We start from the raw sequence: 23,634 nt of genomic DNA, 5'->3' as shown, positions 1-23,634 counted from the left end.
GTGTCGTTGTAGGGGGCACACTCCTCCCCAGTGCGGAGACGGCCCTGGTCCGCGAGGACGAGTCGCTCACCCGCACTTCACCGGGCAGCACGACGTGACGGGTTTATCCGGCCCATACCTTCGAAACGAAAGGTGGCGGCAGGGGGCCGCGACCGCAGTCAAGGGGGCAAGCCCGTCATGGGGAACGGAGAAACAAGGGTGCGGGGCCTGGCGGCCCGGGCTGGCGGCTGGAGTGCCCGGCATCGCTGGGCCGCGGTCGGCATCTGGGTGCTGTTCGTGGTCCTGGCCATGGGACTCGGTTCGGCGGCGGGCCGGGTCGACGTCGACGAGAGCGAGGGCCTGAAGGGGGAGACCCATACCGCCGCGCGGATCGTCAAGGACGCCGGTATCGAGGAGCCCGCCGGTGAGTCGGTCCTGGTGCAGGCGAAGGACGGCCGGCTCAAGGCGACGGACGAGCAGTTCCGTGCCGCGGTCAACGCCGTCGTCCAGGCGGTCGACGCCACCGGCAAGGTCACGGACGTCACCTCGCCGTACGACACGGACACCGTCTCCAAGGACGGTCGCAGCGCGCTGGTGCAGTTCGACATGAAGGGCGACGCGGAGACGGCCGGCGAGCGGGTCGAGCCCGTGCTGGACGCCGTGGCGAAGGTCCAGAAGGACCATGCGGACCTGCGGATCGAGGAGATCGGCGGCGCCAGCATGCAGAAGACGTTCGACGACGCGTTCGGCGACGACTTCCAGAAGGCCGAGTACTCGGCCGTGCCCGTGGCCCTCGGCATTCTGCTGATCGCGTTCGGCGCGCTGGTCGCGGCGCTGCTGCCGGTGGCCCTGGCGCTCACCGCGATCATGGCCACGATGGGCCTGATGGGCGTCATCAGCCATGTCATGCCGATGGGCGATGTCGCCAACTCCGTGATGCTGCTGGTCGGTCTGGCCGTCGGCGTCGACTACTGCCTGTTCTATCTGCGCCGTGAGCGCGAGGAGCGCGAGGCCGGGCGGGACGCCCAGACCGCGCTGCGGATCGCCGCCGCCACCAGCGGCCGCGCGATCATCGTCTCCGGTGTCACGGTGTGCGTGGCGATGGCGGGCATGCTGTTCACCGGGATCGCCGACTTCGAGGCGATGGGCCTGGCCTCGCTGATCGTGGTGGCCGTCGCCATGATCGGCTCCATCACCGTGCTGCCCGCGCTGCTGTCCCTGCTGGGCGAGCGGGTCGAGAAGGGCCGTATCCCGTTCCTGCGGCGCCGCAAGCGCAACGGCAACGGGGAGAGCCGGCTCTGGACGGTCGTCCTGGGTGCCGTACTGAAGCGGCCGATGGTCTCCGTCGTCGTGGCGGCGGGCGCGCTGCTCGCGATCGCGGCGCCCGCGGTCGGTATGAAGACCCAGAACCTCACGCTGGACCAGGAGTTCGGCGACTCGCTGCCCATCGTGCAGACCTACGACCGCGTCAACACGGCCTTCCCCGGCGGCTCCGAGCCCGCCGAGGTGATCGTCAAGGCGGACAACATCGACTCCGCCGAGGTACAGAACGCGCTCGCCGACTTCAAGGAGCAGGCGGTCGCCTCGGGTGCCTCGCGCGGCCCGGTCGAGATCAAGCTGCACCAGAAGCAGAACCTCGCCTTCGTGTACGTCCCGCTGGTCGGCGGCTCCGACCTCGACAAGGCGGGCGCGAGCCTGGAGAAGCTGCGCGACGAGGTGCGGCCCGCGACCCTCGGCAAGGTCGACGGCCTCGAAGCGCCGATCAGCGGCCAGGTCGCCGGCTCGAAGGACTTCAACGACCAGCTGACCGGCGCGGTCGTCCCGGTCTTCGCCTTCGTCGTGGTCTTCGCCTTCCTGCTGATGCTGCTCTCCTTCCGCTCGCTGACGATCGCGATCACCTCGATCGTGCTCAACCTGCTGTCGGTGGGGGCGGCCTACGGAATCCTTGTCGCGGTCTTCCAGCACGGCTGGGGCGCGTCCCTGGTGGGCGCGGAGGGCGTCGGCGCGATCATCTCCTGGCTGCCGCTGTTCCTCTTCGTGATCCTGTTCGGCCTGTCGATGGACTACCACGTGTTCGTGGTCTCGCGGATCCGTGAGGCGCGGCTGAAGGGCCGGACGACGAAGGACGCGATCCAGCACGGTGTGGTCACCACGGCCGGTGTCGTCACCAGCGCCGCGGTCATCATGGTCGCCGTCTTCGCGATCTTCGGGACGCTGTCGATGCAGTCCATGAAGCAGATGGGCGTGGGTCTGGCGACGGCGGTGCTCGTCGACGCGACGATCATCCGGGGTGTGCTGCTCCCGGCGGTCATGGCCCTGCTCGGTGAGCGCAACTGGTATCTGCCGAAGTGGCTGAACCGCCTGCCCGACCTCACGCACGACGAGGCGGCGGAGGTCGTGGCCCACGAGGTGGAGGAACCTGCCCGGGTGTAACCGCTCGCGGCACGGCGCAGGGCCCGTTGGTCACCGGGGAGCCAACGGGCCCTGCGCGTTGTGCGCTCGCCGGGGCCGGTAGGCGGTGGCCAGCACGGAGACGGTGACCCGGCCGGGCAGGAGGCCGTCACCGGCCGACACCGCCCGGCTCACATGCCGTGCGCTCGGCGTCATCGCCACCAGGTCCAGAAGATCCGCCCTGCTCAAGGCCGCGGAGTACTCCACCTGTTCGGTGACGGTGGCCTCGAAGAAGGGCGTGAGCGCCCGGTGCAGACGCTGTTCCTTGGCCGGGTCGACCGTGACCATCGCGGGGATTCGGCCGCGCAGTTCGGCCAGGTGCCGCCCGGTGGGGCGGACCACGACCAGCCGACCGGTCGGACGCAGCACGCGGTGGAACTCGGCCGGGTTGCGCGGGGCGAACACGTCCAGCACGACATCCGCCACCCCGTCGTCGAGCGGGAAGCGCCGGAACACGTCCCACGCCACGGCGGCGGCCCGGTCATGGGCCCGGGCGGCCGAGCGCAGCGCACGCACCGAACTGTCCAGCCCCAGGCCCCGGGCGCCGGGCAACCGGTCGAGTGCGCCGGCCAGGTAGTAGCCCGTGCCGCACCCGACGTCGACCACGGTGCCCCGCTCGGACACGGCACCGGCCGCCAGGCGGGCGGCCACCTCGCGGACGGGCGCGTAGGCACCGGTGGCCAGGAAGCGATCCCGGGCCCGGACCATCTCGGCGTCGTCACCGCTGGTGGCCCGGGCGCCCGTCAGCAGACCGGCATAGCCGTACCGGGCGATGTCGAAGCTGTGGCCCCTCGGACAGCGCAGTGCGCCGCGGTCGGTGTGCAGGCGCCCGGCGCGGCACGCGGGGCAGCACAACAGGTCGAGGGAGCGTTGCAGGGCGGGGGGAAGCGACACCGGCCGAGGCCGTGTCCTCCGGATCATCCCGGGTGAGTGGGCAGTTCGGCCTCGATGAGGTCAACGGCCCTTTGCGTACCTCCTTCTTGGGCCATCCCCGCCTGTAGGTCCTTGAGCCGCGCGGCGACTTCCGGATCGTCGACGAGGGCCACGGCCGTGGCGCGCAGCGCCGTCGCGGTGGCCTCCGCCGTGTCGAGGCGGCGGGCCACACCCAGCGCCTGGAGCATGTCCGCGTTGCCGAACTGGTCCACGGCCTGCGGTACGGCGATCATCGGGGTCGCGGTCGCGAGGCCCTCCTGGCTGCCGCCGGCGCCCGCGTGGGTGACGAACAGGTCGGCCTGCCGCAACACCGCCAACTGCGGTACCCACGAGGACACTTCGACGTTGGCGGGAAGGTCACCCAGCTCGACCGGGTCCACGCTCGCGCCGATCTGGAGCACCAGATGCCAGCCGGGCAGGTCACCGAAGGCCTTCACGCACTCCCGATAGAAGCCGGGCTGCTTGGTGAAGGCCGACCCGAGCGACACGAGGACCACCTTCTCCGCACCGGCGGGTCGCTGCCACTCCCCCTCGGTACCGCGGTCGCCCTGGCAGGCGCCGACGAAGGAGTACACCTGCTCGTCGACCCGGTCGGCGTGGGGCTGGAGCGCCTTGGGGATCAGCACGATCGACCGGGCGGGGCGGCCCGCGAAGTCATCGGGGTGCAGGGTGACCCCGTTCTCCTCCAGCCAGCCCTGGAAGCGGGCGTAGTACGCCTGCCCCCGCTCGGTCTTCTTCGGCTCCGCCCACATCGGCTCGGCGATCTCCTCCTCGTAGCCCTCCCAGGCCACGAGGTTGGGCGAGAGCGAGACCGCGGGGACGCCCCAGCGGTGCGCGAGGACCCGGGCCGGGTAGGAGGTGATGTCGTGCAGGACGAGATCCGGTTCGTCTCCCTCGTACGCCTCGATCAGTTGCGGCAGCGCCTGGATCGCGTCGGCGAGGAAGGGTTCGACGTTGTCGAGGAGGGTGCTGCCCCATGCCTCCGGGTCGGCGCCGGGCCCGGGCAGGGTGGAGTTCCAGAGTCTGGGCTCGGCGCCGGTCGCGGCGACCTTCTCCGCGAACACCGGCGGGATCGCGTACGTCACCCGGTGGCCGCGTGCGACGAGCTCGCGGATGACTTCGAGGCTCGGGTTCACATGGCCGTGGGCGGCGACGGAGAACATGGCGATGTGTGCGGGAGTGGTCATGCCGTCGAGGCTAGACGAGACGAGACGTCTCGTGCAATTCAATTGAATGGGGGTTCGGTCGCTTCAGCGCTGATAGCGGGCGAGCACCAGGTTGCCGTCCTTCTCCAGGCGTCTGCGCAGTTCGGCGAGGCCGATCGCCCCGCTGTAGTACTCCTGGAACGCCGGGGTCGCGACCTTGTCCTTCCACTCGGGGTAGCCGCGCACGGACTGGGCGGGCGCCGAGCGCAGATGGGCGGCGAGGGCGGTGCCGGTCGCCCAGCCGTTCTCGGCGGTGTGCAGGGCGGGGTCCTTGAGGGCCTGCGTGCCGGTGGGCAGCATCCAGTCGCCCAGCGCGAGCCGCACCATGTTCTTCGGCCGGAGCAGGAAGTCGATGAACTGGACGGCCTCCTTCTTGTGGGGGCTGTCCTCGGCGACGGACAGCGTCTGCGGGCTGACGCCCTGGCTGAGTCCCTCGGCACCGGCGGGGGCGGGCAGCACCTGCCAGGCGAAGCCCTTCGGCGCCTGCTGCACGATCTGCTGGCGATAGGAGAAGCCGAGCGGCACCATCGCGTACTTGCCGCCGAAGAACCCGGGCAGGGTGTCGGAGCCGCTGCTGCCCAGGGTGGTGGGCGAGGCGCTGTGGTCGGTGTTCGCCTGGTCGTGGACGGTGCGCGGCACGACCTCGTCGCCCTTCTCGAAGCGGATGGTCACCTTGCCGTCGGCACCCCGGTGGAAGAGCTGTCCGCCCGCCGACAGGGAGAGGTTGAGGGTGGCCGAGACGGGTTCCTTGAGCGGCCAGGCGATGCCGTACTTCCCGTCGCCGCCGAGGTGTTCGGTGATCTGCCGGAACTCGGTCCAGCTCCAGGGGTGCTCGGGCGTCGGAATGCGCACGCCCGACTCCTTCAGCCACTTGGCGTTGGCGACGAGGACCCTCGGCTCCTGGAGGAAGGGCACACCGTAGATCCCGTCGCCGAAGGTCGTCGTGTCCCAACTGCGCTGCGTGATGTCCGACTTGAGCCGCGCGGGCAGCAGATCGCTCAGGTCGGCGAGATAGCCGCCGTAGGCGAAGTCCGCGAGGTCGTCGGAGGCGTCGTGGATGATGTCGGGCGCCTCGCCGCCCTCGAAGGAGGTGAGGAGCTGGTCGTGGACGCTGTCCCAACTCCCCTGGACGTAGTCGACCTTGACGTCCGGGTGGGTCGCGTTCCACTCCTTCACCAGCTGCTGATTGGCGGCGACGGACTCCTCCTGCCAGGCCAGCGACTGGAAGCGGAGGGTGACGGCGCCGTCGTCCTTCCCGCTGCCCCCGCCGGTGCAGCCCGCGAGCAGCAGGGCCAGCACCAGCCCGATGAGCCATTTCGCCCGCATCAGCTCTTCACCGCCCCGGCCAGCATGCCGCTCGTGATCCGCCGTTGGATGAGGGCGAAGACGACCAGCGAGGGCAGCGTCGCGAGGAACGCCGCCGCGGCCAGCGGTCCCAGGTCGGCGACGCCCTCCGCACCGATGAAGTGGGTGAGGACGACCGGCAGTGTCTGTTTCTCCGGGGTCTTCAGCAGGACCAGCGCGAAGAAGAACTCGTTCCACGCGGTGATGAACGCGAACAGCGCCGTCGCCACGATCCCCGGCGCCAGCAGCGGCGCGGTCACCGACACCAGCGTCCGCAGCCGCCCGGCGCCGTCGACGGCCGCCGCCTCCTCCAACTCCTCGGGCACCGACCGCACATAGCCGACCAGCATCCACAGCGCGAACGGCAGCGCCCACACCACGTACACCAGCACCAGCCCGAACAGCGAGTTGATCAGCCGCAGGTTCTTCAGCACCAGGAACAGCGGGATGATCACCAGCACCAGTGGGAACGCCTGACTGACCACCACCCACCCGGTCGCCGCCCGCGCGAGCAGGGTGCGGCGCCGGGCCATCACATACGCGAGCGGTGTCGCGATCAGTACGGCGATCAGCGCGGCGCCCAGCGCGGCGAGCAGGGAGTTGCCCGCGGCGCGCAGCAGCGGCTGTTCGTCGAAGGCCTGCCGGAAGTTGTCGAGGGTGGGGTCCCTCGGTATCCAGGTCGGGTGCAGACTGCCCAGTTCCCGGGGCGACTTGAAGGCGATGGAGATCAGCCAGAGGAACGGGAAGGCGAGGAAGACGAGATAGGCGAGCAGGGCGGCGTACTGTCCGACGCGGCCCGTGGTGCTGGTCCTCATGCCTCGTCACCTCCCCTGATCCGGCCCACCAGGAAGACGGCGAGCAGCACCGAGATCACGGTGACCATCACACATCCCATGGCCGCCGCGTAGCCGAACTGGCCGTAGCGAAAGGCCTCCTCATAGGCGAAGAGCATCGGCAGCCGGGTGCGGCCGCCGGGTCCGCCGCTGGTCAGGACGTAGACCAGGGCGAAGGAGTTGAAGTTCCAGATGAAGTTGAGCGCGGTGATCGACAGCGCGACCGGGCGCAGGGCGGGCCAGGTGACCGTGCGGAAGCGGCGCCAGGCGCCCGCGCCGTCCATCGCCGCCGCCTCGTGCAGTTCGCGCGGGGTGTTCTGGAGGCCGGCGAGCAGGGCGACCGTGGTCTGCGGCATCCCGGCCCACACGCCGACGACGACGACGGCGGGCAGGGCGGTGGACAGACCCGCGAGCCAGTCACGGCCGTCGCCGAGGCCGAGGTCGCGCAGGGTCTCGTTGAGGACGCCCGCGTCGGGGTTGTAGACGAGCCGCCACATGACACCGACGACGACCTCGGGCATCGCCCACGGAATGATCGCCAGGGCGCGGGCCAGCCAGCGCAGTCCGAGGTCCTGGTTCAGCAGCAGGGCGAGGCCGAGCGCCAGCAGGAACTGCGGCACGGTCACCCCGACCGCCCACACCAGACCGATCCGGAACGACTCCCAGAACAGCGTGTCGTGCAGCAGGTCCTGGAAGTTGAGGCCGCCGATCCACTGGGTGGACCGGGTGCGCCCGGACTGGGCGTCGGTGAACGCCAGCAGGATGCCGTAGAGCAGCGGTCCGACGCTCAGCACGAGGATCGGGATCAGCGCGGGCAGCACCAGGAACCAGGCGCCGCGGTCCACCGCCCTGCGGCCCCCGTCGGCGCGTGGCGCACCCCGTGCCCCCCGCGTCGACCGCTTCGTCGCGGTCAGCGATGTCACGTGATCGGCTCCTCACCACGGCTCGGGGCACTCCGGGACCGGCGGGCCCCGGTCATGGTCGTGAAGGGGGTATGCGCCGTCAAGGCACCGCGCACACCGTCCGACCTGTACGAATGCGAGACTGGGCGCCGGATGGCGAGAACTCGACGCCCGGTGCGCGCTGGACGCACACCGCATCGGCAGGAACGGGACACGGAGGCGGGCGATGGACGAGACACGGGCGCGGGAGGTACTGGCCGAGGCGGGGGTGCTGCCCACGGCTGCCGGAGAGGCGCGGCTGCTCGCGCTCGGCGAGAACGCCGTGTTCGCCGCCGGTGACCTGGTCGTCAAGGTGGGCCGGGACGCCGAACTCCTGGACCGGGCAGCCCGCGAGCTGGACATCGCGCTGTGGCTCGCCGAGGCCGAGGTGCCCGCGGTGCGGGCCGCCGAGCCGAAGCCGCTGCTGGTCGCGGGGCACCCGGTGACGGTGTGGCACCGGATGCCCGATGCCGTACGACCCGCCGAGCCCCGGGATTTGGCCGAACTGCTACGGGTGGTCCACGCGCTGCCCCTTCCCTCCTTCGCACTGCCGCCCCGTGAGCTGCTGGGCGGTGTGGAACGCTGGCTGCGGCTCGCCGGCGAGGCGATCGACCCCGCGGACGCGGCGTATCTGCGCGAGCGCCGGGACGGCTTCGCGGGGGCCGCCGCCGCACTCACCCCGCACCTTCCGCGCGGCCCCATCCATGGAGACGCGCTCCCCCGCAATGTGCACGTCGGCCCCGACGGCCCGGTCCTGGTCGACCTGGAGACCTTCTCCGCGGACCTGCGTGAGCACGACCTGGTGGTGATGGCGCTGTCGCACGACCGGTACGGACTGCCGACGCCGGCCTACGACAACTTCACCCAGGCGTACGGCTGGGACGTACGGGAGTGGGAGGGCTGTTCCGTGCTGCGGGGCGCCCGGGAGACGGCGAGCTGCGCCTGGGTGGCCCAGCACGCGCCGAGCAATCCGCAGGCGCTGGCGGAGTTCGAGCGGCGGGTGGCATCGCTCAGGGACGGGGACGAGACGGTGCGCTGGTACCCGTTCTGAGCGTGCGAGAGCGTTGCGGCGGCGGGCGTCAGACCGTCTTGTCGGCCGCCGTCAGCTCCCGCAGCGGCCAGGTGCCGTCCACCACCGCGTCCGTCTCGCCCTTGCCGCGCAGGAACTTCTGGAAGTCCGCCGCCCAGTGCGCGTACCACTCGATCTGGCGGCGGTGCAGGTCCGCCGGGCCGAGGGCCGCGATCTTGGGGTGGCGGTCGGCTATCGCGCCGGCGAGGCGGGCCGCGGCGAGGGCGTCGGCGGAGGCGTCGTGGGCGGAGTCGAGCGGGACTCCGTACTCCCCGCAGACCGCTTCGAGGTTGCGCTTGCCGCGCCGGTAGCGGTCGACGGCACGGTCGATCGTGTACGGGTCGATGACCGGGGCCGGGTCCAGGCCGCCCAGGCGGGCGCGGAGGGAGGGAAGGTGGTGGCGGTGGAGTTCCGCGGAGAGCAGGGTCAGGTCGAAGGCCGCGTTGTAGGCGACGACCGGGACGCCGGTCTTCCAGTACGTCACCAGTACGTCCGCGATGGCGTCGGCGACCTGGTCGGCCGGCCTGCCCTCGGCGGTCGCGCGTTCGTTGCTGATCCCGTGGACCGCGACCGCGTCCGCCGGGATCTCCACGCCCGGGTCCGCGAGCCACTCGCGGTGACCCATGACCTGTCCGGCCCTCACCTCGATCACGGCTCCCGTGACGATGCGCGCCTCGCGCGGATCGGTGCCGGTCGTCTCCAGGTCGAAGCCGATCAGCAGCTCCCGGTGCCAGCCCATGGGCGGTCCCCCTTCTTGGTGGTGCTTTCCCCCAGTGGTCTCCACGATCCCATGCGCCACTGACAACCAGAGGACCGCGTTCCGCTTGGCGCTCCGCAGGGGATTTTCATGACACCGGTCGCGAATCCACCCAAGACGTCTCGAACTCCTCGCGGTACGTCGGGAAGAGGCCGCTCTCATCCATTTCGCCCGGCTTGACGACCTTGCTCCCGTTCCGCAGCACCAGCACCGGCGCCTCCATGCCCCGCGACCGCCGCAGATAGGACTGCACGACGGCGATCCCGTCCGTGCCGTCGCCGTCCACGAGGTAGGCGGTGAAGCGCGGGGTCTCGTCGTAGACCTGGATCTCGAAGGCGCCCGGGTCGCGGAGCTTGGACCGCACCCGGCGCATGTGCAGGATGTTCATCTCGACGGCTCGGCTCAACTCGCCGCGCTTCATGCCGAGTTCCCGCTCGCGCCGCTTGACCGCGCTGGAGGCGGGGTTGAGGAAGAGCAGTCGCACCCGGCAGCCCGCTTCGGCGAGTCGGACCAGGCGCCGGCCGGAGAAGTTCTGGACCAGGAGGTTGAGGCCGATGCCGACCGCGTCGAGGCGGCGGGCGCCGCCGAAGATGTCCTCGGCGGGGAACTGGCGCAGCAGCCGCACCCGGTCGGGGTGCACGGCGACCACGTCCGCGTACCGGTCGCCGACGAGGTCCTCGACCGCGTCCACGGGCAGCCGACGCGCGGAGGGGACGTCTCCGCCCGCGCCGAGTATCTCCAGGAGCCGCGCCGAGGCCCGTTCGGCCTGGCCGAGGACGGCTTCGGACAGGGCCCGGTTGCGGGAGACGACGTTGCGGGTCACTTCCAGCTCGTCCAGGGCGAGTTCGACGTCCCGGCGCTCGTCGAAATACGGCTCGAAGCACGGCCAGTGCTGCACCATCAGCTCACGCAGCTGGGGCAACGTCAGGAAACTCAGGACGTTGTCGTCGGCCGGGTCGAGCAAGTAGCCCTTGCGGCGGCTGACTTCACGTACGGCGACCGCGCGCTGCACCCATTCCTGGCCGGCCGGTCCGGCGGCGGCCACGACCCAGTCGTCGCCGTGGACGGGTTCGTAGATGGGACGCAGAACAGCGGCCACGACCGCGCGCAACCGCTGTTCGACGAGGTTCAGCCAGATGTAGGCCCGGCCGGCTCGCTGGGCGCGCGTACGCACCTCGCGCCAGGCGTCGGCGTCCCAGTCCAGCTCCGGCCCGATGGAACCGGCGGCGTCCATGGGCCGGGCCAGGGACACCGTGCCGGGCGGGACGTCTGCGGAGTTCCCCTCGTGACCCTCGTCACCAGGGGGCAACTCCAGCCCTCCCGAGCCCACCCGCGCACCGCCTTCCGCTCCCCCGAGCTCTCCGAGGGGTCTGGCGTCACATTCCCGTCTGCTCGGCGACGCCCTGCGGGCGGACGACGGGAATGTGACGCCAGACCCCACCCAACGATCAAGGAAGGGTACTCCGGGACCGGTCGGCGGTGCAGCCGGATGGACAGGGTCGTTTCTCAACTACCGCCCAAGTAGTTGCCGTTCTGCCCGGCGAGCTCCGCCGGAGTGAGCGGATTCATAGCGGTGACGTCGCGCGGGGCGATCGAGAAGCCCTGCCAGTGGACCGGCATCGGCTGCTGGTCCTCGTCCCGGGCGATGTGGTGGAAGCCGACGTTGACCCAGGCCACGGGGTGCGTGAGGGTCTGGCCGTCGACCCACTTGTCGACCGACTTGGGGTGAGCGCTGTCGCAGCGCGGGTTGTTGCTGGAGAACAGCTCGCACTTGTTGTACTGGGTGAAGTAGATGTCGTGCTTGGTGTAACTGCGGCCCGGGTAGCGGGTGGTGGGGCCGGGGACGAACTCGTACGAGCGCGCGTGGTTGTCCTTGTTCTTGCCGGTCGCGCTGACCACGCGCCACCAGCGGTACGTCTTGGCGTCGCCCGCGAGTTCCTTGGTGACCTTGGTGCGGGTGGTCTTGACCGTGGGGGTGTCCGCGCCGCGCGGGGTAAGGGTCGAGTCGTACTGCTCGACCCGGTTCTTGGTGGAGCCGTCGAGGGCGAAGTCGAGCCGCCAGAAGACGTTGTGGGTGTGGCTGGTGGCCTTGTCCTTGGCGGCGCCCTTGCCGATGGGCCAGCCCTTGCCGTCACCCGCGTCGTAGTCGAACGGCGAAAGGGTGCCGGTGGCGCCGACGTTCATGTTGATGGTGCCGTCGTCCTGGAAGCGGTACTCGGTCATGTACTCGTACCAGCCGACCTGGTTGACGGTGTAGACGAGGAAGTCCTTGCCCTGGGCCTGGTAGACCTTGTTCGCGGTGTCGCCCTGCATGCGGTAGGCGTGCCCGCGGGAGCGGGTGGTGGTGCACAGGCCCTTGACGTTGGGGTTCTGCTCCGGGTACGGGTCCGGGATCTTGACGGTCTTGATGGTGCCGCCGGGGCATTCGGCCGGCGCCAGGTTCATCAGGTCCTTGGCGAAGTCCTGGCCCGTCAGGTCGTCGTACTCGGCCCGTCCGTCGTCGTACGGGACGTGGATCTGGCCGAGCCGGGCGCTGTTGAGGACCTTGATCGGGGCGGGCTCTCCCTTGGGCTGGTAGGAGATGTCGTCCAGGACGAGGCCGGCCTTGCTGTCGTAGCGCCAGCACATCCGCCAGGTGGTGCCGCTGGAGAGCTTCTGCTCGATGCGGAAGGCGGCGCTGCAGTCGGGCGCGGCCGCGGCGGCGCTCTGCGGCTGGGCGGTGGCCGGTCCGGCTCCGGTCGTCAGACCGGCGGCCAGCGCGGCGACGGCGAGGCCGAGGGCCGCCGTCCGGCCGCGGGCGGGGCTGATTCTGGTGACGCGCATGAAGAAGTGACTCCCTTGCAGGAGGTGCGAGTTCGAAAACTGGACGGAGTTGGGCTCAGCGGCCGACCGGTCGGCTCGGCGGCTGAGTGGTCGGGCTCAGTGCTTGAGCTCGCCCACCTTGTGGGCGCTCAGGTCGATCACCAGGGACGTGGTGTCGATCCACGGCCCGTTCGTGACCTTCGTGAACAGCCGCACGCAGCGGTGCTCGCCGCACTGGTCGAGTACGGCGGGCTGGCCGCCCGGCGTGGCCCGGTAGACGCCACCGCTCAGCCGCAGCTGGTCCGGAGAGGTCAGCTCCTTGCCCATCGCGTCCTTGTAGTCGGCCCTGAGGCCGGCCCCGAGCGGGTCGGCGATCAGCAGGGCCGCCGCCTCGCTGCTCTCGGCGCGGCTCAGCGGGGGCTGGACGCCCTGCTGCTCGGTGGAGTCCACGACCTTGCCGGTGTCCAGGTCGACGGTCTTGGTGACGAGGGTGTCGTCCCGGTAGTCGTAGTACGACACGTCGGCGCGCCGGGACGTGTCCGCGCCGCCGGCCTCCGCTTCGGCGAGGTCGACGGTCAGCTGCTGCGGACCGCGCTCACCCGCCGCGTTCTCGCTCGCGGCGAACGTCTGCCGGTTCACGGCGATCTTCTGGGCCCGCGCGATCTCGTCGTCGGTCAGCGGATCGCTGCCCTTGCCCTTCTCCCCTTCGTCCGGGGCCGCTTGGACGACGCCCGGCGCGACGGGCGCGCCCTGCTCGTCCTGCCCCAGCTGCTGGGCGGCGGCCGTCTTGCCGTCGCCCTTGGTCCCGCCCGATTCGTCGGCGCCCGCCGTCCCCGGCAGGGTGACGCCGACCATGACGGCGGTCGAGGCCACCGCAATGGCCGCACCCGCCACCACCTTGCCCAGGTGGCGGTGCACTATCTTGCGCACATCTTCCCCCTACTCCCCCTTCGATCCCGGGAGTACGTGTCTGCCCCACACTTTTCGGCATACCGGGTATGCCGTGGTCGATCGGTAAGAGGGACGTAAGTCATAGGAGGTTCCATCACTTTCGGGGAGACTCGTGGTCAAGGCGCCCCGGCGGCGGCGACGAGCTGAAAGAGTCGTGTCCATGCAGGTCTGGCCTGGAGAGGCATATCCACTCGGTGCCACGTACGACGGCGCCGGCACGAACTTCGCGGTCTTCACGGAGGCTGCGAACCGAGTTGAGCTGTGTCTGCTGCACGACGACGGCTCGGAGACGGCGGTGGAACTGCGCGAGTCCGACGCGTTCGTACGGCACGCGTATCTGCCCGGAGTGATGCCGGGACAGCGGTACGGATTCAGGGTGCACGGCCCGTACGCCCCGGAGCGCGGACTGCGCTGCAACTCGGCGAAGCTGCTGCTCGATCCGTACGCGCGTGCGATCAGCGGTTCGATCAAGTGGGGCGAGGAGGTCTACGGCTACCACTTCGACGCACCCGAGAAACGCAACGACCTGGACTCCGCCCCGCACACCATGAGCTCGGTCGTGGTCAACCCGTACTTCGACTGGGGCGACGACCGGCGCCCCCGCACCGACTACCACCACACGGTGATCTACGAGGCCCATGTGAAGGGCCTGACCATGCGCCACCCGGGTCTGCCCGAGGAGCTGCGCGGCACCTACGCCGCCCTCGCACACCCGGCGATCCTGGAACATCTGACGGAGCTGGGCGTCACGGCGCTGGAGCTGATGCCGGTCCATCAGTTCGTCAACGACCACCGGCTGGTCGACATGGGGCTGAACAACTACTGGGGCTACAACACGATCGGCTTCTTCGCCCCGCACAACGCGTACGCCTCCTGGGGCGACCGCGGCCAGCAGGTCCTGGAGTTCAAGTCGGCGGTCCGGGCGCTGCACGAGGCCGGGATCGAGGTCATCCTCGACGTCGTCTACAACCACACCGCGGAGGGCAACCACCTGGGCCCCACGCTGTCCTTCCGTGGCCTGGACAACCCGTCGTACTACCGCCTCACCGACGATCCCCGCTACTACATGGACACCACGGGCACCGGCAACTCCCTGCTGATGCGCTCCCCGCACGTCCTCCAGCTGATCATGGACTCGCTCAGGTACTGGGTCACCGAGATGCATGTCGACGGCTTCCGCTTCGACCTCGCGGCGACCCTGGCCCGGCAGTTCCACGAGGTGGACCGGCTGTCGTCGTTCTTCGACCTGGTGCAGCAGGACCCGGTGGTCTCCCAGGTGAAGCTGATCGCCGAGCCGTGGGACGTCGGCGAGGGCGGCTACCAGGTGGGCAACTTCCCGCCGCTGTGGACCGAGTGGAACGGCAAGTACCGCGACACCGTGCGCGACCTGTGGCGCGGTGAGCGGCGCGCGGTGGCGGAGTTCGCGTCCCGGCTGACCGGCTCCTCGGACCTCTACCAGGACGACGGACGCCGCCCGCTGGCCTCCATCAACTTCGTGACCTGCCACGACGGTTTCACGCTGCACGACCTCGTCGCGTACAACGACAAGCACAACATGGCCAACGGCGAGGAGAACCGGGACGGCGAGAGCCACAACCGGTCCTGGAACTGCGGGGCCGAGGGCGACACCGACGACCCGCACGTCCTGGAGCTGCGCGCCCGCCAGATGCGCAACTTCGTCGCGACCCTGATGCTGTCCCAGGGCGTGCCCATGCTCAGTCACGGCGACGAGTTCGCCCGCACCCAGCGCGGCAACAACAACGCCTACTGCCAGGACAGCGAGCTGGCGTGGGTGGACTGGCCGGAGGAGGGCGGCGAGGTCTTCGGCGATCTGCTGGCCTTCACGCGCGCGATGGTGTGGCTGCGCCGGGACCATCCGGTCTTCCGCAGGCGGCGCTTCTTCCACGGCCGGCCCGTGGAGGGCACCCACGACGAGCTGTCCGACATCGCCTGGTTCACCCCCGAGGGCGAGGAGATGACGCAGCGGGACTGGGACCGGGCGCGGGCCTCGGCGATCTCGGTGTTCCTCAACGGCAACGCGATCTCCGAGCCCGGCCCGCGCGGGGAGCGCATCGGCGACGACTCGTTCCTGCTGATGTTCAACGCCTCGCACAAGACGCTGGACTTCGTGGTGCCGGTCAATCACGGCCGCCAGTGGCAGGTCGTGGTCGACACCGCCCGCGCGGACGGCATCCCCCCGGATACGGGCCCGAAGGTACAGGCCGGGGACCGGCTGACACTGGTGGACCGGAGCATGACGGTGTTGCAGCGGCCGGTCTAAAGCCGGCCGGTGGGTACGCGCGCGTGGCCTGTCGTGGAGCTCTCCGGCTCGTACGGCGTCGGCCGGGCCGTCAGTGCGGTCGCACAGGCGAGTGCGGCCGCCAGGCTCGCCGTACCGAAGGCCGCGACAGGGCCGTACGTCTCGGCGAGGCGGCCGGTGCCGGCCAGCGCGAGGGCCTGGCCGGCGACCAGGGCGCTGGTCGCGGACGCCATCGACTCGGCGAGGCGCGGGGGCGGCACCGTGCGCTCGGTGAGCCCGAACACCGTGATGAGATGCGGGGCGTAGGCGACGCCGAGGACGGTGACAGCCGCGTACAGGGCGCCCAGGCCGTCGGTCCACAGCAGCGGCAGGGAGAGCGCGAAGGAGGCCGCGGTGGCCACCCGCCAGCGCGTCCCGAGCCCCACGCGCGCGGGCACGGCCGCCATGGACAGGCCCGCGACGGCGCTCATCACGCCCATGGCGGCGTAGACGAGCCCCGCCTGGTCGGGCTGCCCGAGCCGCTCGGTGAGCGCGGTGATGCCGGCCTGGCAGGCGCCGAACATGGCGCCCTGGAGAGCGAGGGCGGCGCGCAGGGCGTGCACGGAACGCGGCATGCGAGGGCGGGCGGTGCGGCCGGTGTGCGGCTTCACCGCGCGCCCCGTCGCCGTCGGGTGCAGGGCGAAGGCGCTGCCGCATCCGGCGACCAGCAGGACGGCTCCGGCGAGGGCGTACGCGGGGTGGGCCAGGACCGCGGCAAGGCCGACCAGGGCCGGGCCGAGGACGAAGGAGATCTCGTCGAGGGTGCTCTCGAAGGAGAGGGCGGTCGACACGGTGCTGTCGGGGGCGTGCGCGCGGCGGGCCAGGGCGACCAGGCGGGCTCGGGCCAGCGGGCCGATCAGCGGGACGGTCGCGCCGGTCGCCGCGCCGAGGAGGGCGAGCGCGGGCGTGGGCACCCGGGCGAGCGCGCCGGCCACGAGGGCGACGAGGGCAAGGGCGTTGCCGAGGGAGAAGGCGAGGACGACCGTGCGCTGGCCGTGCCGGTCGGCGAGCCGGCCGACCAGCGGGCCGCAGGCCACCTGGCCGAGCGCGAGCGCGCCGCCGGTCAGCCCGGCGACGGCCAGGGAGCCGCTGGTGCGGGCGACGAGCAGGACGCTGCCGAACTGGACGGTGGCCGTGGGCAGTCGGGCCAGGAAGGACACCACCGGCAGCAGGGGTCCGGTCAGGCCGATGACCTCGCGGTAGGCGCGTCCCATGGTCGTCATCGCTCGAAGTTAGCCACGCGTGCGTGGGGACGTGCAGGGGGCGATGACACGAAAGCCGGTGGGGCGGGTACGTAGGTTTGCATGACATCTGCGCGACCCGACCCGGCGGTGCCGACGGCCACCTACCGGCTTCAGCTGCAGCCCGAGTTCCCCTTCGACGCCGCCGCGGCGGCCGTACCGTACCTCGCCTCGCTCGGCGTCTCGCACCTGCACCTGTCCCCCGTGCTGGAGGCCGTCCCCGGCTCCCCGCACGGCTACGACGTGGTCGACCACGCGCGCGTGCGCGGCGAACTGGGCGGCGAGGAGGGGCTGCGCGCGCTCGCGCGGACCGCGCGGGAGCACGGCCTCGGGCTGGTGGTGGACATCGTGCCGAACCACATGGCCATGGCGCCGCGCCACAACCGGGCCCTGTGGGAGGTGCTGCGGGAGGGTCCCAAGTCCCCGTACGCGCGCTGGTTCGACATCGACTGGGAGGCACAGGGCGGGCAGGTGCTGCTGCCGGTCCTCGGCGGGCCGCTGGGGGCACAGCTGGAGCAGTTGGTGGTCGACGGTGACGTGCTGCGCTACTACGACCATGTCTTCCCGCTCCGCGAGGGCACCCGGGACCTGCCGCTGCCGCGGCTGCTCGACGCGCAGTGGTACCGCCTGGCCTGGTGGCGGCTGGCCCGTACCGAGCTCAACTACCGGCGCTTCTTCAGCATCTCGGAGCTGATCGGGGTGCGGGTGGAGGAGCCGGAGGTGTTCGAGGCGACCCACGCCAAGATCCTCCAGCTGCTGCACGAGGGGGTGGTCGACGGGCTGCGGGTCGACCACCCCGACGGTCTCGCCGACCCGGACGCGTATCTGCTGCGGCTGCACGAGGCGACCGGCGGGCGCTGGACGGTCGTGGAGAAGATCCTCGCGGACGGCGAGCCGCTGCCGGCGTCCTGGCCCGTCGCGGGGACCACAGGCTATGACGCGCTGCGGCACGTGGACGGGGTGTTCACGGACCCGGCGGGGTTCGGGGAACTCCTCGGCCAGTACCGGCGGTTCGCGGCCCCGCAGACCGATCGGGGCGGGCACTGGGAGGCGACGGTGCGGCGGGCGGCGTACAAGGTGCTCACGCACGAGCTGGCCGCCGAGACCGAGCGACTCACGCGGGTGGCGGTCCGGCTGTGCGCCACGTCTCCGGAGCCCGCGTTGCGTGACCGTGCGCCCTGGGCGCTGCGGACCGCGCTCCAGGAGCTGCTGGTGCGGCTGGAGGTCTACCGTCCGTACACCTCGGTCGACGCCGCGTCCGTCGTGACCGAGGAGGCCGCCGAGGAGGCCCGGCAGGCGTTCGTGGTCCCGGAGGAGGCCGGCGTGGTGGACGTCGTACGGGATCTGGTGCTCGGGCGGGCGGGTGACGGTCCTGAGCACGCGGAGTTCCGGGCCCGGTTCGCGCAGACGTCGTCGGCGCTGCGCGCCAAGTCCGTGGAGGACACGGCGTTCTACCGCTATGTGCCGCTGCTGTCGGCGACCGAGGTGGGCGGGAACCCCGGCGCTCCCGCGGTGTCCCCGGAGGAGTTCCACACGTACTGCGCGCGCGTGCAGCGGGACTGGCCGGCGACCGGGACCGTGGTGTCGACCCACGACACCAAACGCAGCGCGGACGTGCGGGCCGCGCTGGCGGTGCTCACGGAGTGCCCGGAGCGCTGGGCCGACGTGCTGGCCGAGGTGACCCGGACCGGCGAAGGAGTTCCGGACGCGCAGCTGGCGTGGGCGGCCTGGCAGACGGTGTTCGGACTGGGTCCGGCGAGCGTGGAGCGGGTGCGGGGGGCTCTGCTGAAGCATGTGCGCGAGGCAGGGCTCTACACGAGCTGGACCGAGCAGGAGCCGCCCTACGAGGAGGCGGTGGCGGCGTTCGTCGCGGCGGGGCCGTGCGGGGCGCCGGGCGAGCACGTGGCGGCCTTCCGGAGCGCCCTGGAGCCGTCGGTGCGGGCGAACGTGCTCGGCACTGCGCTGGTCCAGTTGACGATGCCCGGGGTGCCCGACGTCTACCAGGGCACGGAGGCCGAGTACCGGGCGCTGGTCGACCCGGACAACCGCCGTCCCGTGCGGTTCCCGCCTGACGAGCCCGGCGAGAAGGGGGCGTTGACCGCGGCGGCCTTGCGGCTGCGGGCCCGGCGGCCCGCCGCCTTCGGTGAATCGGCGACGTACGCGCCGCTGGCCGCCGAGGGTGCGGCGGCGGCCCACTGTCTGGCGTTCGCCCGCTCCGGGGAGGTCGTCACCGCCGTCTCCCGGCTGTCGCTGCGGCTGGCGGAGGCGGGCGGCTGGGGCGAGACCCGGTTGCCGCTGCCGCCCGGGCGGTGGGCCGATGTGCTCGCCCCGGAGCGGGAGTTCACGGGGCACGCGCGCGTGGCGGAGCTCTTCGAGGGGTCGCCGGTGGCCTTGTTGGAGAGGGTCGGCTAGGGCGTGTCTTTCGGATCAGCCCGACTCGGAGCGACGGTGCTGAACCGGTGCCGGTGAGCGGGGCTTGGTGCGTGCAGCTGCAAGGCGGAGGAGGAAGTCGACGCGGAGCGTCGGCGACCGACGACAACCCGGCAGATGGGCGTGCCAAGCCCCGCGGCCCCGGGATGATCCGAAAGACACGGCCTGGGGCGTGCGCGTTTCCCGCGCGCCGGGCCCGGTCCCGGTGATCGGGCGCGCACCCGCGCGTGCTCCCAGGGCCCGTGCGGGACGACCGGCGCGTGGTGACGCGCGACCGCACACGGTTCGCTCCTGGGCCGCGGGCGTCCGTACCGGTGCTCGGCGACGCGGTACGCGCGCGTATACGCGCGTCATGTCGAGCGCCGGTGCCCGCGACCCCGCTCCACCGGGATCCGGCACTCCCACGGGCCCCACGGACCTTCCTGTCGGCGGCCAATGCATCTGGGCGCCCCCGGGCGCCTCCCCCGGTGCGTCCTTGACAGTCCACGGAGACCGTGGGGTACTGCGGATTGCGAAGCCGGGCGGATGTTTCGGGGGTGAGTCTCCTGCCGGAGCTGCGCTACCCCACAGAGACCGAAGTCGTCGCGTCGGCACGGGCGTTGGCCGCTCATCGGCCCGCCCTGTGCACCCTGCGGCAGGTCGGCCGGTCACGGGCGGGCAGACCCTTGCTGCTGCTGTCCGTGGGCCGGGCGGCACGTGCCGTGCTCGTCGTCGCCGGTGCCCACGCCAACGAACCCACCGGCGGCGCCACCCTCCTCGACGTCGCCGAACGGGTCGTCCGGGAGCGGGAGTTGCGGGTGGACACGTCCTGGCACTTCCTGCTGTGCGCGGACCCCGACGGGGCCAGCCTGCATGTGACGCCGGCGCCGCGCAGTCTGTTCGACTACCATCGCGGCTTCTTCCGGCCCGCGGGGCATGAGCAGCCGGAGTGGTCGCCCGCGGTGCTGCCGCCCGACCGGCTGCCGCCCGAGACGCGCGCGCTGACCGGGGTCATCGACGAGCTGCGCCCCTACCTCCAGGTCACGCTGCACGGCACCGACCTGGGCGGCAGCTGGGTGCAGCTGACCAAGGACATACCGGGGCTCGCCGAGCCGTTCGCGAAGTCCGCGGCGGAGCTCAACATCCCGGTGGAGACCGGCGCCTCGGACGCCGCGGGCTGGCCCGCGTCCGGGCCCGGCGTGCATGTGATGCCCGCGCCGGGTGCCGGGGCGGCGTACCCGAGCATGCCGGACGACGCCCGCAACAGCACCTGGTACCACGCCCACCGGTACGGCGGGCTGACGGCGATCGTCGAGGTGCCGATGTGGGCGAGCGACCTGGTCGACGACCCGGTGCCGCATCCGGCGCCTGCGGTGGCGCTGCGCCGGCTGGCGGGACGGCTGCTTCAGGACACGCTCCAGGTGGAGCGGGTGCTGACCGACGCGCTGCCCCGGCTGCCCGGCGTCGACGGGCCGCTGCTGCGGGCCGCGAAGTGGGGGCTGGAGCTGGTGCCGGGGCTGGCCGCGGACTGGATGCACACGGCTCCGGCCGACAACACGCGCGCGTACGTGGGCAGTGTGGACGCGTTCGCGCGGCGGCTGCCGCTGCGGGCGGCGTCGATGCTGCTGCGGGTGCTCGCGGAGCACGACGACCGTGCGGCGCCGCGCCTTGAGCGGCTCGTGTCGACCTGGAGCGAGGCGTTCGCGGAGCGGTTCCGGGCCCGCTGGGTGCCGTTGGAGCACCAGATCGAGCACCAGTCCCGCACGGTGGTGGCGGCGGCGCTGCACGCGCGCGACCGGGTCGCGTGAGCGCCGCCTCGTCTCCTCGATCGGGGGCGGTCGCCCAGCGCGACCACCGATCCCGGGCGCGGGGTCAGCTGTCGAGCGCGAACACCGGTCCGGTGCGTCCGGCCATCACACATCCGTTGGAGAAGGTCTCGGCGTACTCGACGGGCCGTCCGTTCCACTCCCCGCGCGCGTGTGCGGTCACCGGGGCGTAGACCATCGGGCAGTAGCCGTCCTTCGGCGGGAGGGCCGTGATGTCGCCGTCGACGGCCGCCAGGTCCGCGCAGGCCTCGGCGGCGTGTCCGTGCCCCTGGGGCGGGTCGCACAGCAGGAGGGTGCCGCGGGTGTCGCTGGAGCGGGCGTCGCCCTTGGTGACCGTGAGGTAGAGCCAGTTCCCGGCGCGGGCGTCCTGCGCGGTCGCCTGGGCGGGGGACGTGCCGGTGACGAGGAGGGCGGTCGCGGCGAGCAGAGCGCCCCGGGCCGCCTTCGATGCGGTGCGGTTCTTCATTCCAGATGCATCGGCACGGCCGTCTGGGAACCCCACCCCGACTCACTCGAACGAGAGCCCACGCGCGCGTGCCGCCCGGCCGCCAGTTCGAACGCGGCCTGCACCACACGCGCCTGGTACTCCACCTGGCGGGCGACGGGGATCCAGCGTGCCCCGCAGCCGTCGAGATAGTCGGCGCACCACTCGTCGATGAGCCGGTCCAGTTCGGGCAGCACGTCGGCCGGGTCGGCGCCCGCGGCGGTGACGAGCTGGTGCAGCAGTCCCGCCGTGCGCAGCGCGAGGCGCCGGCCGGAGATGCGCAGGGTGGCCAGGTGGGCGGTGCTCAGCGGCGGCAGCGGGTGGCCGCCGTCGACGCCGGCGACATCGGGGTCCCAGGCGTCCGCGAGACCGGGGCAGACCAGTAAATGGTCGTCCACGGGGGCGAGCAGCCGTTCCGCGTCCGGTACGGCGGCGAGGTGCGGGCGGATGCGGGCGAGGAGGCGCTCCAGGAGCCCCGTGTCGTGCCGCAGCGTGCGGCTGACGAGGCGCAGGACGGTGTCCGCGTCGACGGGCGGGGTGCCGTCCTCGACGGCGGCCACGCCCCACATGGGGGCCTCGACGACCGCGGTGACGGTGCCGTGCCGGTAGGGGTGGAACCAGGTGGACTCGACGGCGGCCTCGGTGATGGCCGCGGCCAGGTCGCCGCGGCGCGGGGGCGGGATGCGGTAGACGGCGGGGCCGAGGCCGGGCCAGTACAGGGTGTCGTACGGGCCGAGCTCGCGCGGGATGCCGAGCCGGCCGGCGATACGGGCGAGGCGCCCGGCGAGTCCTGGCAGGTCGTGGGTGAGCTCGACGAAGCCGCCGCCGACGTCGACACCGTGCAGGGAGCACTGGAGGAAGGGCCGCAGCTCGTCCTGGAGGTCGAGCAGGGCGCGGGTCTCGGGCAGGGTGACCGCGGCGGCGCCGTCGGGCAGCCACTCGGGCTGTTCCAGGAAGCCGGGCCGGAAGAACCGCCGGAAGTAGCGGCCGAGGGTGTACGGGCCGTGCAGCCAGCCCTCGTTGCGGCGCAGTCCGTCGGGGTCGAGGCAGAGCAGCAGGTTCCAGGTGGCGTCGGCGGCCTCGGTGAGCGTGGGGTCGGCGAGGGCGCTCTCGGCGAGGTGCAGGACGGTGGCACCGCCCACGGGTTCGTTGGCGTGCGGGCCGGCGACGACGAGGGCCTGCCGGGCGCCGTGGCCGACGGAGAGCAGCCACAGGGGCGTGCCCGCGCGGGAGGTGCCGACGGGGCGGAGCCTGGCGTCGCGCGGATGGCGGGCGACGAGTGCGACGGCACGGGCGGCGAGTTCGTCGACGGACGGGTAGCGGAGGAGGGGCGACAGGGCACACCTCCACGATGTGGTGCCGTCGGTTCACCTGGTGTGCATGATGGACGTACAGTCAGTCACGACTTGGGGGGTACGTCAACACCGCCGAAGGCAAAGGGAATTGGACGTTCTACAGCGAGCAAATCCCAGGCCAGAGCTAAGGTTCGCCTCAATCGGAGGCCCCGTGTTCGCCTCAGTCGGCGGCGAGCCGGAACCACATGCGCCCGAAGCCGACCTGGTCGCCCTCGCGGACGACGGCCGCCCCGATGACGCGCCGCCCGTTCACCGTCGTGCCGTTGGTGGAGCCGAGGTCGCGCAGCACCCACATGCCGCCCTGGCGGCTCAGTTCGGCGTGCACGCGCGAGACCGTCTCGTGGCTCAGGCGAAGGCCGTTGGCGGGGTCGCGGCCGATGCGCAGCGGGTGACCGCCGCCGGGGTGGGGCAGCAGCAGCTTGGGCAGCCGCTCGGCCTGCCAGGCGCGGCGCAGCCGCTGGGTGAAGCCGGAGACCGCCTCGACGGAGCCGAAGACCACACGGGAGAGGCGGCTCTCCGAGGGCAGGTCCGCGGTGAGCGCGGCGAGTTCGTCCGAGCGGCGGGCGGAGAGCGCCAGTTCCATCCGCCGGATGAACGTGTCGTGCGACAGCCGTCCCATGGCGACGCCGTCGCGGAGCACCTTCAGCGCCTTGTCGCGCTCCGCGTCGGAGAGCCGCGCGGGGTACGTGTTGAACTCGAAGGACGACGTCACGCTCGTGATTGTCGGGCAGTGGACGCCGGGTGTCCAGAAAACG

17 protein-coding genes and 1 pseudogene are annotated in these 23,634 nt (G+C 71.8%); 5 read left to right on the top strand and 13 right to left on the bottom strand.

The window, feature by feature from the left end; genetic code table 11:
- Window positions 1-177 precede the first annotated feature (177 nt).
- Window positions 178-2,412: an MMPL family transporter gene (locus tag ACIHIX_RS07200; protein WP_399950995.1), complete on the top strand. Its 2,235-nt coding sequence runs from the start codon at window positions 178-180 to the stop codon at window positions 2,410-2,412.
- A gap of 30 nt (window positions 2,413-2,442) precedes the next feature.
- On the opposite strand, the gene ACIHIX_RS07195 is transcribed toward ACIHIX_RS07200, so the two are convergent.
- The 5 genes and pseudogenes from ACIHIX_RS07195 to ACIHIX_RS07175 all read right to left on the bottom strand — a co-directional run bounded on the left by ACIHIX_RS07195 (window position 2,443) and on the right by ACIHIX_RS07175 (window position 7,668).
- Entirely contained in the window at window positions 2,443-3,351 is a 909-nt protein-coding gene (locus tag ACIHIX_RS07195; RefSeq protein ID WP_399950992.1) for a methyltransferase domain-containing protein, read from the bottom strand.
- Window positions 3,348-4,593, bottom strand: a pseudogene (gene mgt / locus ACIHIX_RS07190) (macrolide-inactivating glycosyltransferase). The gene ACIHIX_RS07195 and the pseudogene mgt overlap by 4 nt, the downstream one beginning before the upstream one ends.
- Window positions 4,594-4,613: 20 nt before the next feature.
- Window positions 4,614-5,894, bottom strand: coding sequence for an ABC transporter substrate-binding protein (locus tag ACIHIX_RS07185; protein ID WP_399950990.1), 1,281 nt, complete (start codon window positions 5,892-5,894; stop codon window positions 4,614-4,616).
- Complete coding sequence (locus ACIHIX_RS07180; RefSeq protein ID WP_399950987.1) at window positions 5,894-6,727, bottom strand: carbohydrate ABC transporter permease; 834 nt, start codon at window positions 6,725-6,727, stop codon at window positions 5,894-5,896. The genes ACIHIX_RS07185 and ACIHIX_RS07180 overlap by 1 nt, the downstream gene beginning before the upstream one ends.
- Window positions 6,724-7,668 carry a carbohydrate ABC transporter permease gene (locus tag ACIHIX_RS07175; protein WP_399950984.1) on the bottom strand — a complete coding sequence of 315 codons (945 nt, stop codon included), beginning with the start codon at window positions 7,666-7,668 and terminating at the stop codon, window positions 6,724-6,726. The genes ACIHIX_RS07180 and ACIHIX_RS07175 overlap by 4 nt, the downstream gene beginning before the upstream one ends.
- A gap of 205 nt (window positions 7,669-7,873) precedes the next feature.
- Here ACIHIX_RS07175 and ACIHIX_RS07170 point away from each other — a divergent pair, with 205 nt between their 5' ends.
- On the top strand, window positions 7,874-8,737 hold the full coding sequence (locus ACIHIX_RS07170; RefSeq protein WP_399950981.1) for a phosphotransferase enzyme family protein: 864 nt from the start codon (window positions 7,874-7,876) through the stop codon (window positions 8,735-8,737).
- A gap of 28 nt (window positions 8,738-8,765) precedes the next feature.
- Here the strand turns inward: ACIHIX_RS07170 and ACIHIX_RS07165 are convergent, their stop codons facing one another.
- From ACIHIX_RS07165 to ACIHIX_RS07150, 4 genes are all read right to left on the bottom strand, one after another.
- On the bottom strand, window positions 8,766-9,494 hold the full coding sequence (locus ACIHIX_RS07165) for a 3'-5' exonuclease (RefSeq protein ID WP_399950978.1): 729 nt from the start codon (window positions 9,492-9,494) through the stop codon (window positions 8,766-8,768).
- 106 nt (window positions 9,495-9,600) lie between these two features.
- Window positions 9,601-10,842, bottom strand: coding sequence for an SAV2148 family HEPN domain-containing protein (locus ACIHIX_RS07160; RefSeq protein ID WP_399950975.1), 1,242 nt, complete (start codon window positions 10,840-10,842; stop codon window positions 9,601-9,603).
- Between the two features lie 176 nt (window positions 10,843-11,018).
- Complete coding sequence (locus ACIHIX_RS07155; protein ID WP_399950973.1) at window positions 11,019-12,335, bottom strand: copper amine oxidase; 1,317 nt, start codon at window positions 12,333-12,335, stop codon at window positions 11,019-11,021.
- A gap of 96 nt (window positions 12,336-12,431) precedes the next feature.
- Window positions 12,432-13,244, bottom strand: a complete 813-nt coding sequence (locus ACIHIX_RS07150) for a Tat pathway signal sequence domain protein (protein ID WP_399950970.1) — start codon at window positions 13,242-13,244, stop codon at window positions 12,432-12,434.
- 181 nt (window positions 13,245-13,425) lie between these two features.
- Here ACIHIX_RS07150 and glgX point away from each other — a divergent pair, with 181 nt between their 5' ends.
- Entirely contained in the window at window positions 13,426-15,546 is a 2,121-nt protein-coding gene (gene glgX / locus ACIHIX_RS07145; protein WP_399950967.1) for a glycogen debranching protein GlgX, read from the top strand.
- Here the strand turns inward: glgX and ACIHIX_RS07140 are convergent.
- On the bottom strand, window positions 15,543-16,787 hold the full coding sequence (locus ACIHIX_RS07140) for an MFS transporter (RefSeq protein ID WP_399950965.1): 1,245 nt from the start codon (window positions 16,785-16,787) through the stop codon (window positions 15,543-15,545). The two genes, glgX and ACIHIX_RS07140, sit on opposite strands and share 4 nt — an antisense overlap.
- 81 nt (window positions 16,788-16,868) lie before the next feature.
- On the opposite strand from ACIHIX_RS07140, the gene treY reads away from it, so the two are divergent.
- Complete coding sequence (gene treY / locus ACIHIX_RS07135; protein ID WP_399950962.1) at window positions 16,869-19,217, top strand: malto-oligosyltrehalose synthase; 2,349 nt, start codon at window positions 16,869-16,871, stop codon at window positions 19,215-19,217.
- Window positions 19,218-19,771: 554 nt separating this feature from the next.
- Window positions 19,772-21,022, top strand: coding sequence for a M14 family zinc carboxypeptidase (locus tag ACIHIX_RS07130; RefSeq protein WP_399950959.1), 1,251 nt, complete (start codon window positions 19,772-19,774; stop codon window positions 21,020-21,022).
- 64 nt (window positions 21,023-21,086) lie between these two features.
- Here the strand turns inward: ACIHIX_RS07130 and ACIHIX_RS07125 are convergent, their stop codons facing one another.
- From ACIHIX_RS07125 to ACIHIX_RS07115, 3 genes are all read right to left on the bottom strand, one after another.
- On the bottom strand, window positions 21,087-21,506 hold the full coding sequence (locus ACIHIX_RS07125; protein ID WP_399950956.1) for an SSI family serine proteinase inhibitor: 420 nt from the start codon (window positions 21,504-21,506) through the stop codon (window positions 21,087-21,089).
- Window positions 21,503-22,861 carry a M14 family zinc carboxypeptidase gene (locus ACIHIX_RS07120; RefSeq protein WP_399951940.1) on the bottom strand — a complete coding sequence of 453 codons (1,359 nt, stop codon included), beginning with the start codon at window positions 22,859-22,861 and terminating at the stop codon, window positions 21,503-21,505. Before ACIHIX_RS07120 ends, ACIHIX_RS07125 begins: the two co-directional genes overlap by 4 nt.
- A 178-nt stretch (window positions 22,862-23,039) precedes the next feature.
- Window positions 23,040-23,591, bottom strand: coding sequence for an FHA domain-containing protein (locus ACIHIX_RS07115; RefSeq protein ID WP_399950954.1), 552 nt, complete (start codon window positions 23,589-23,591; stop codon window positions 23,040-23,042).
- Window positions 23,592-23,634: the final 43 nt, after the last annotated feature.

The organism is Streptomyces sp. NPDC051913 (assembly GCF_044593635.1).
Classification (GTDB): Bacteria; Actinomycetota; Actinomycetes; order Streptomycetales; family Streptomycetaceae; genus Streptomyces.
The sequence above is the reverse complement of the archived record's forward strand: the minus strand, read 5'-3'. Positions and strand labels throughout refer to the sequence as shown.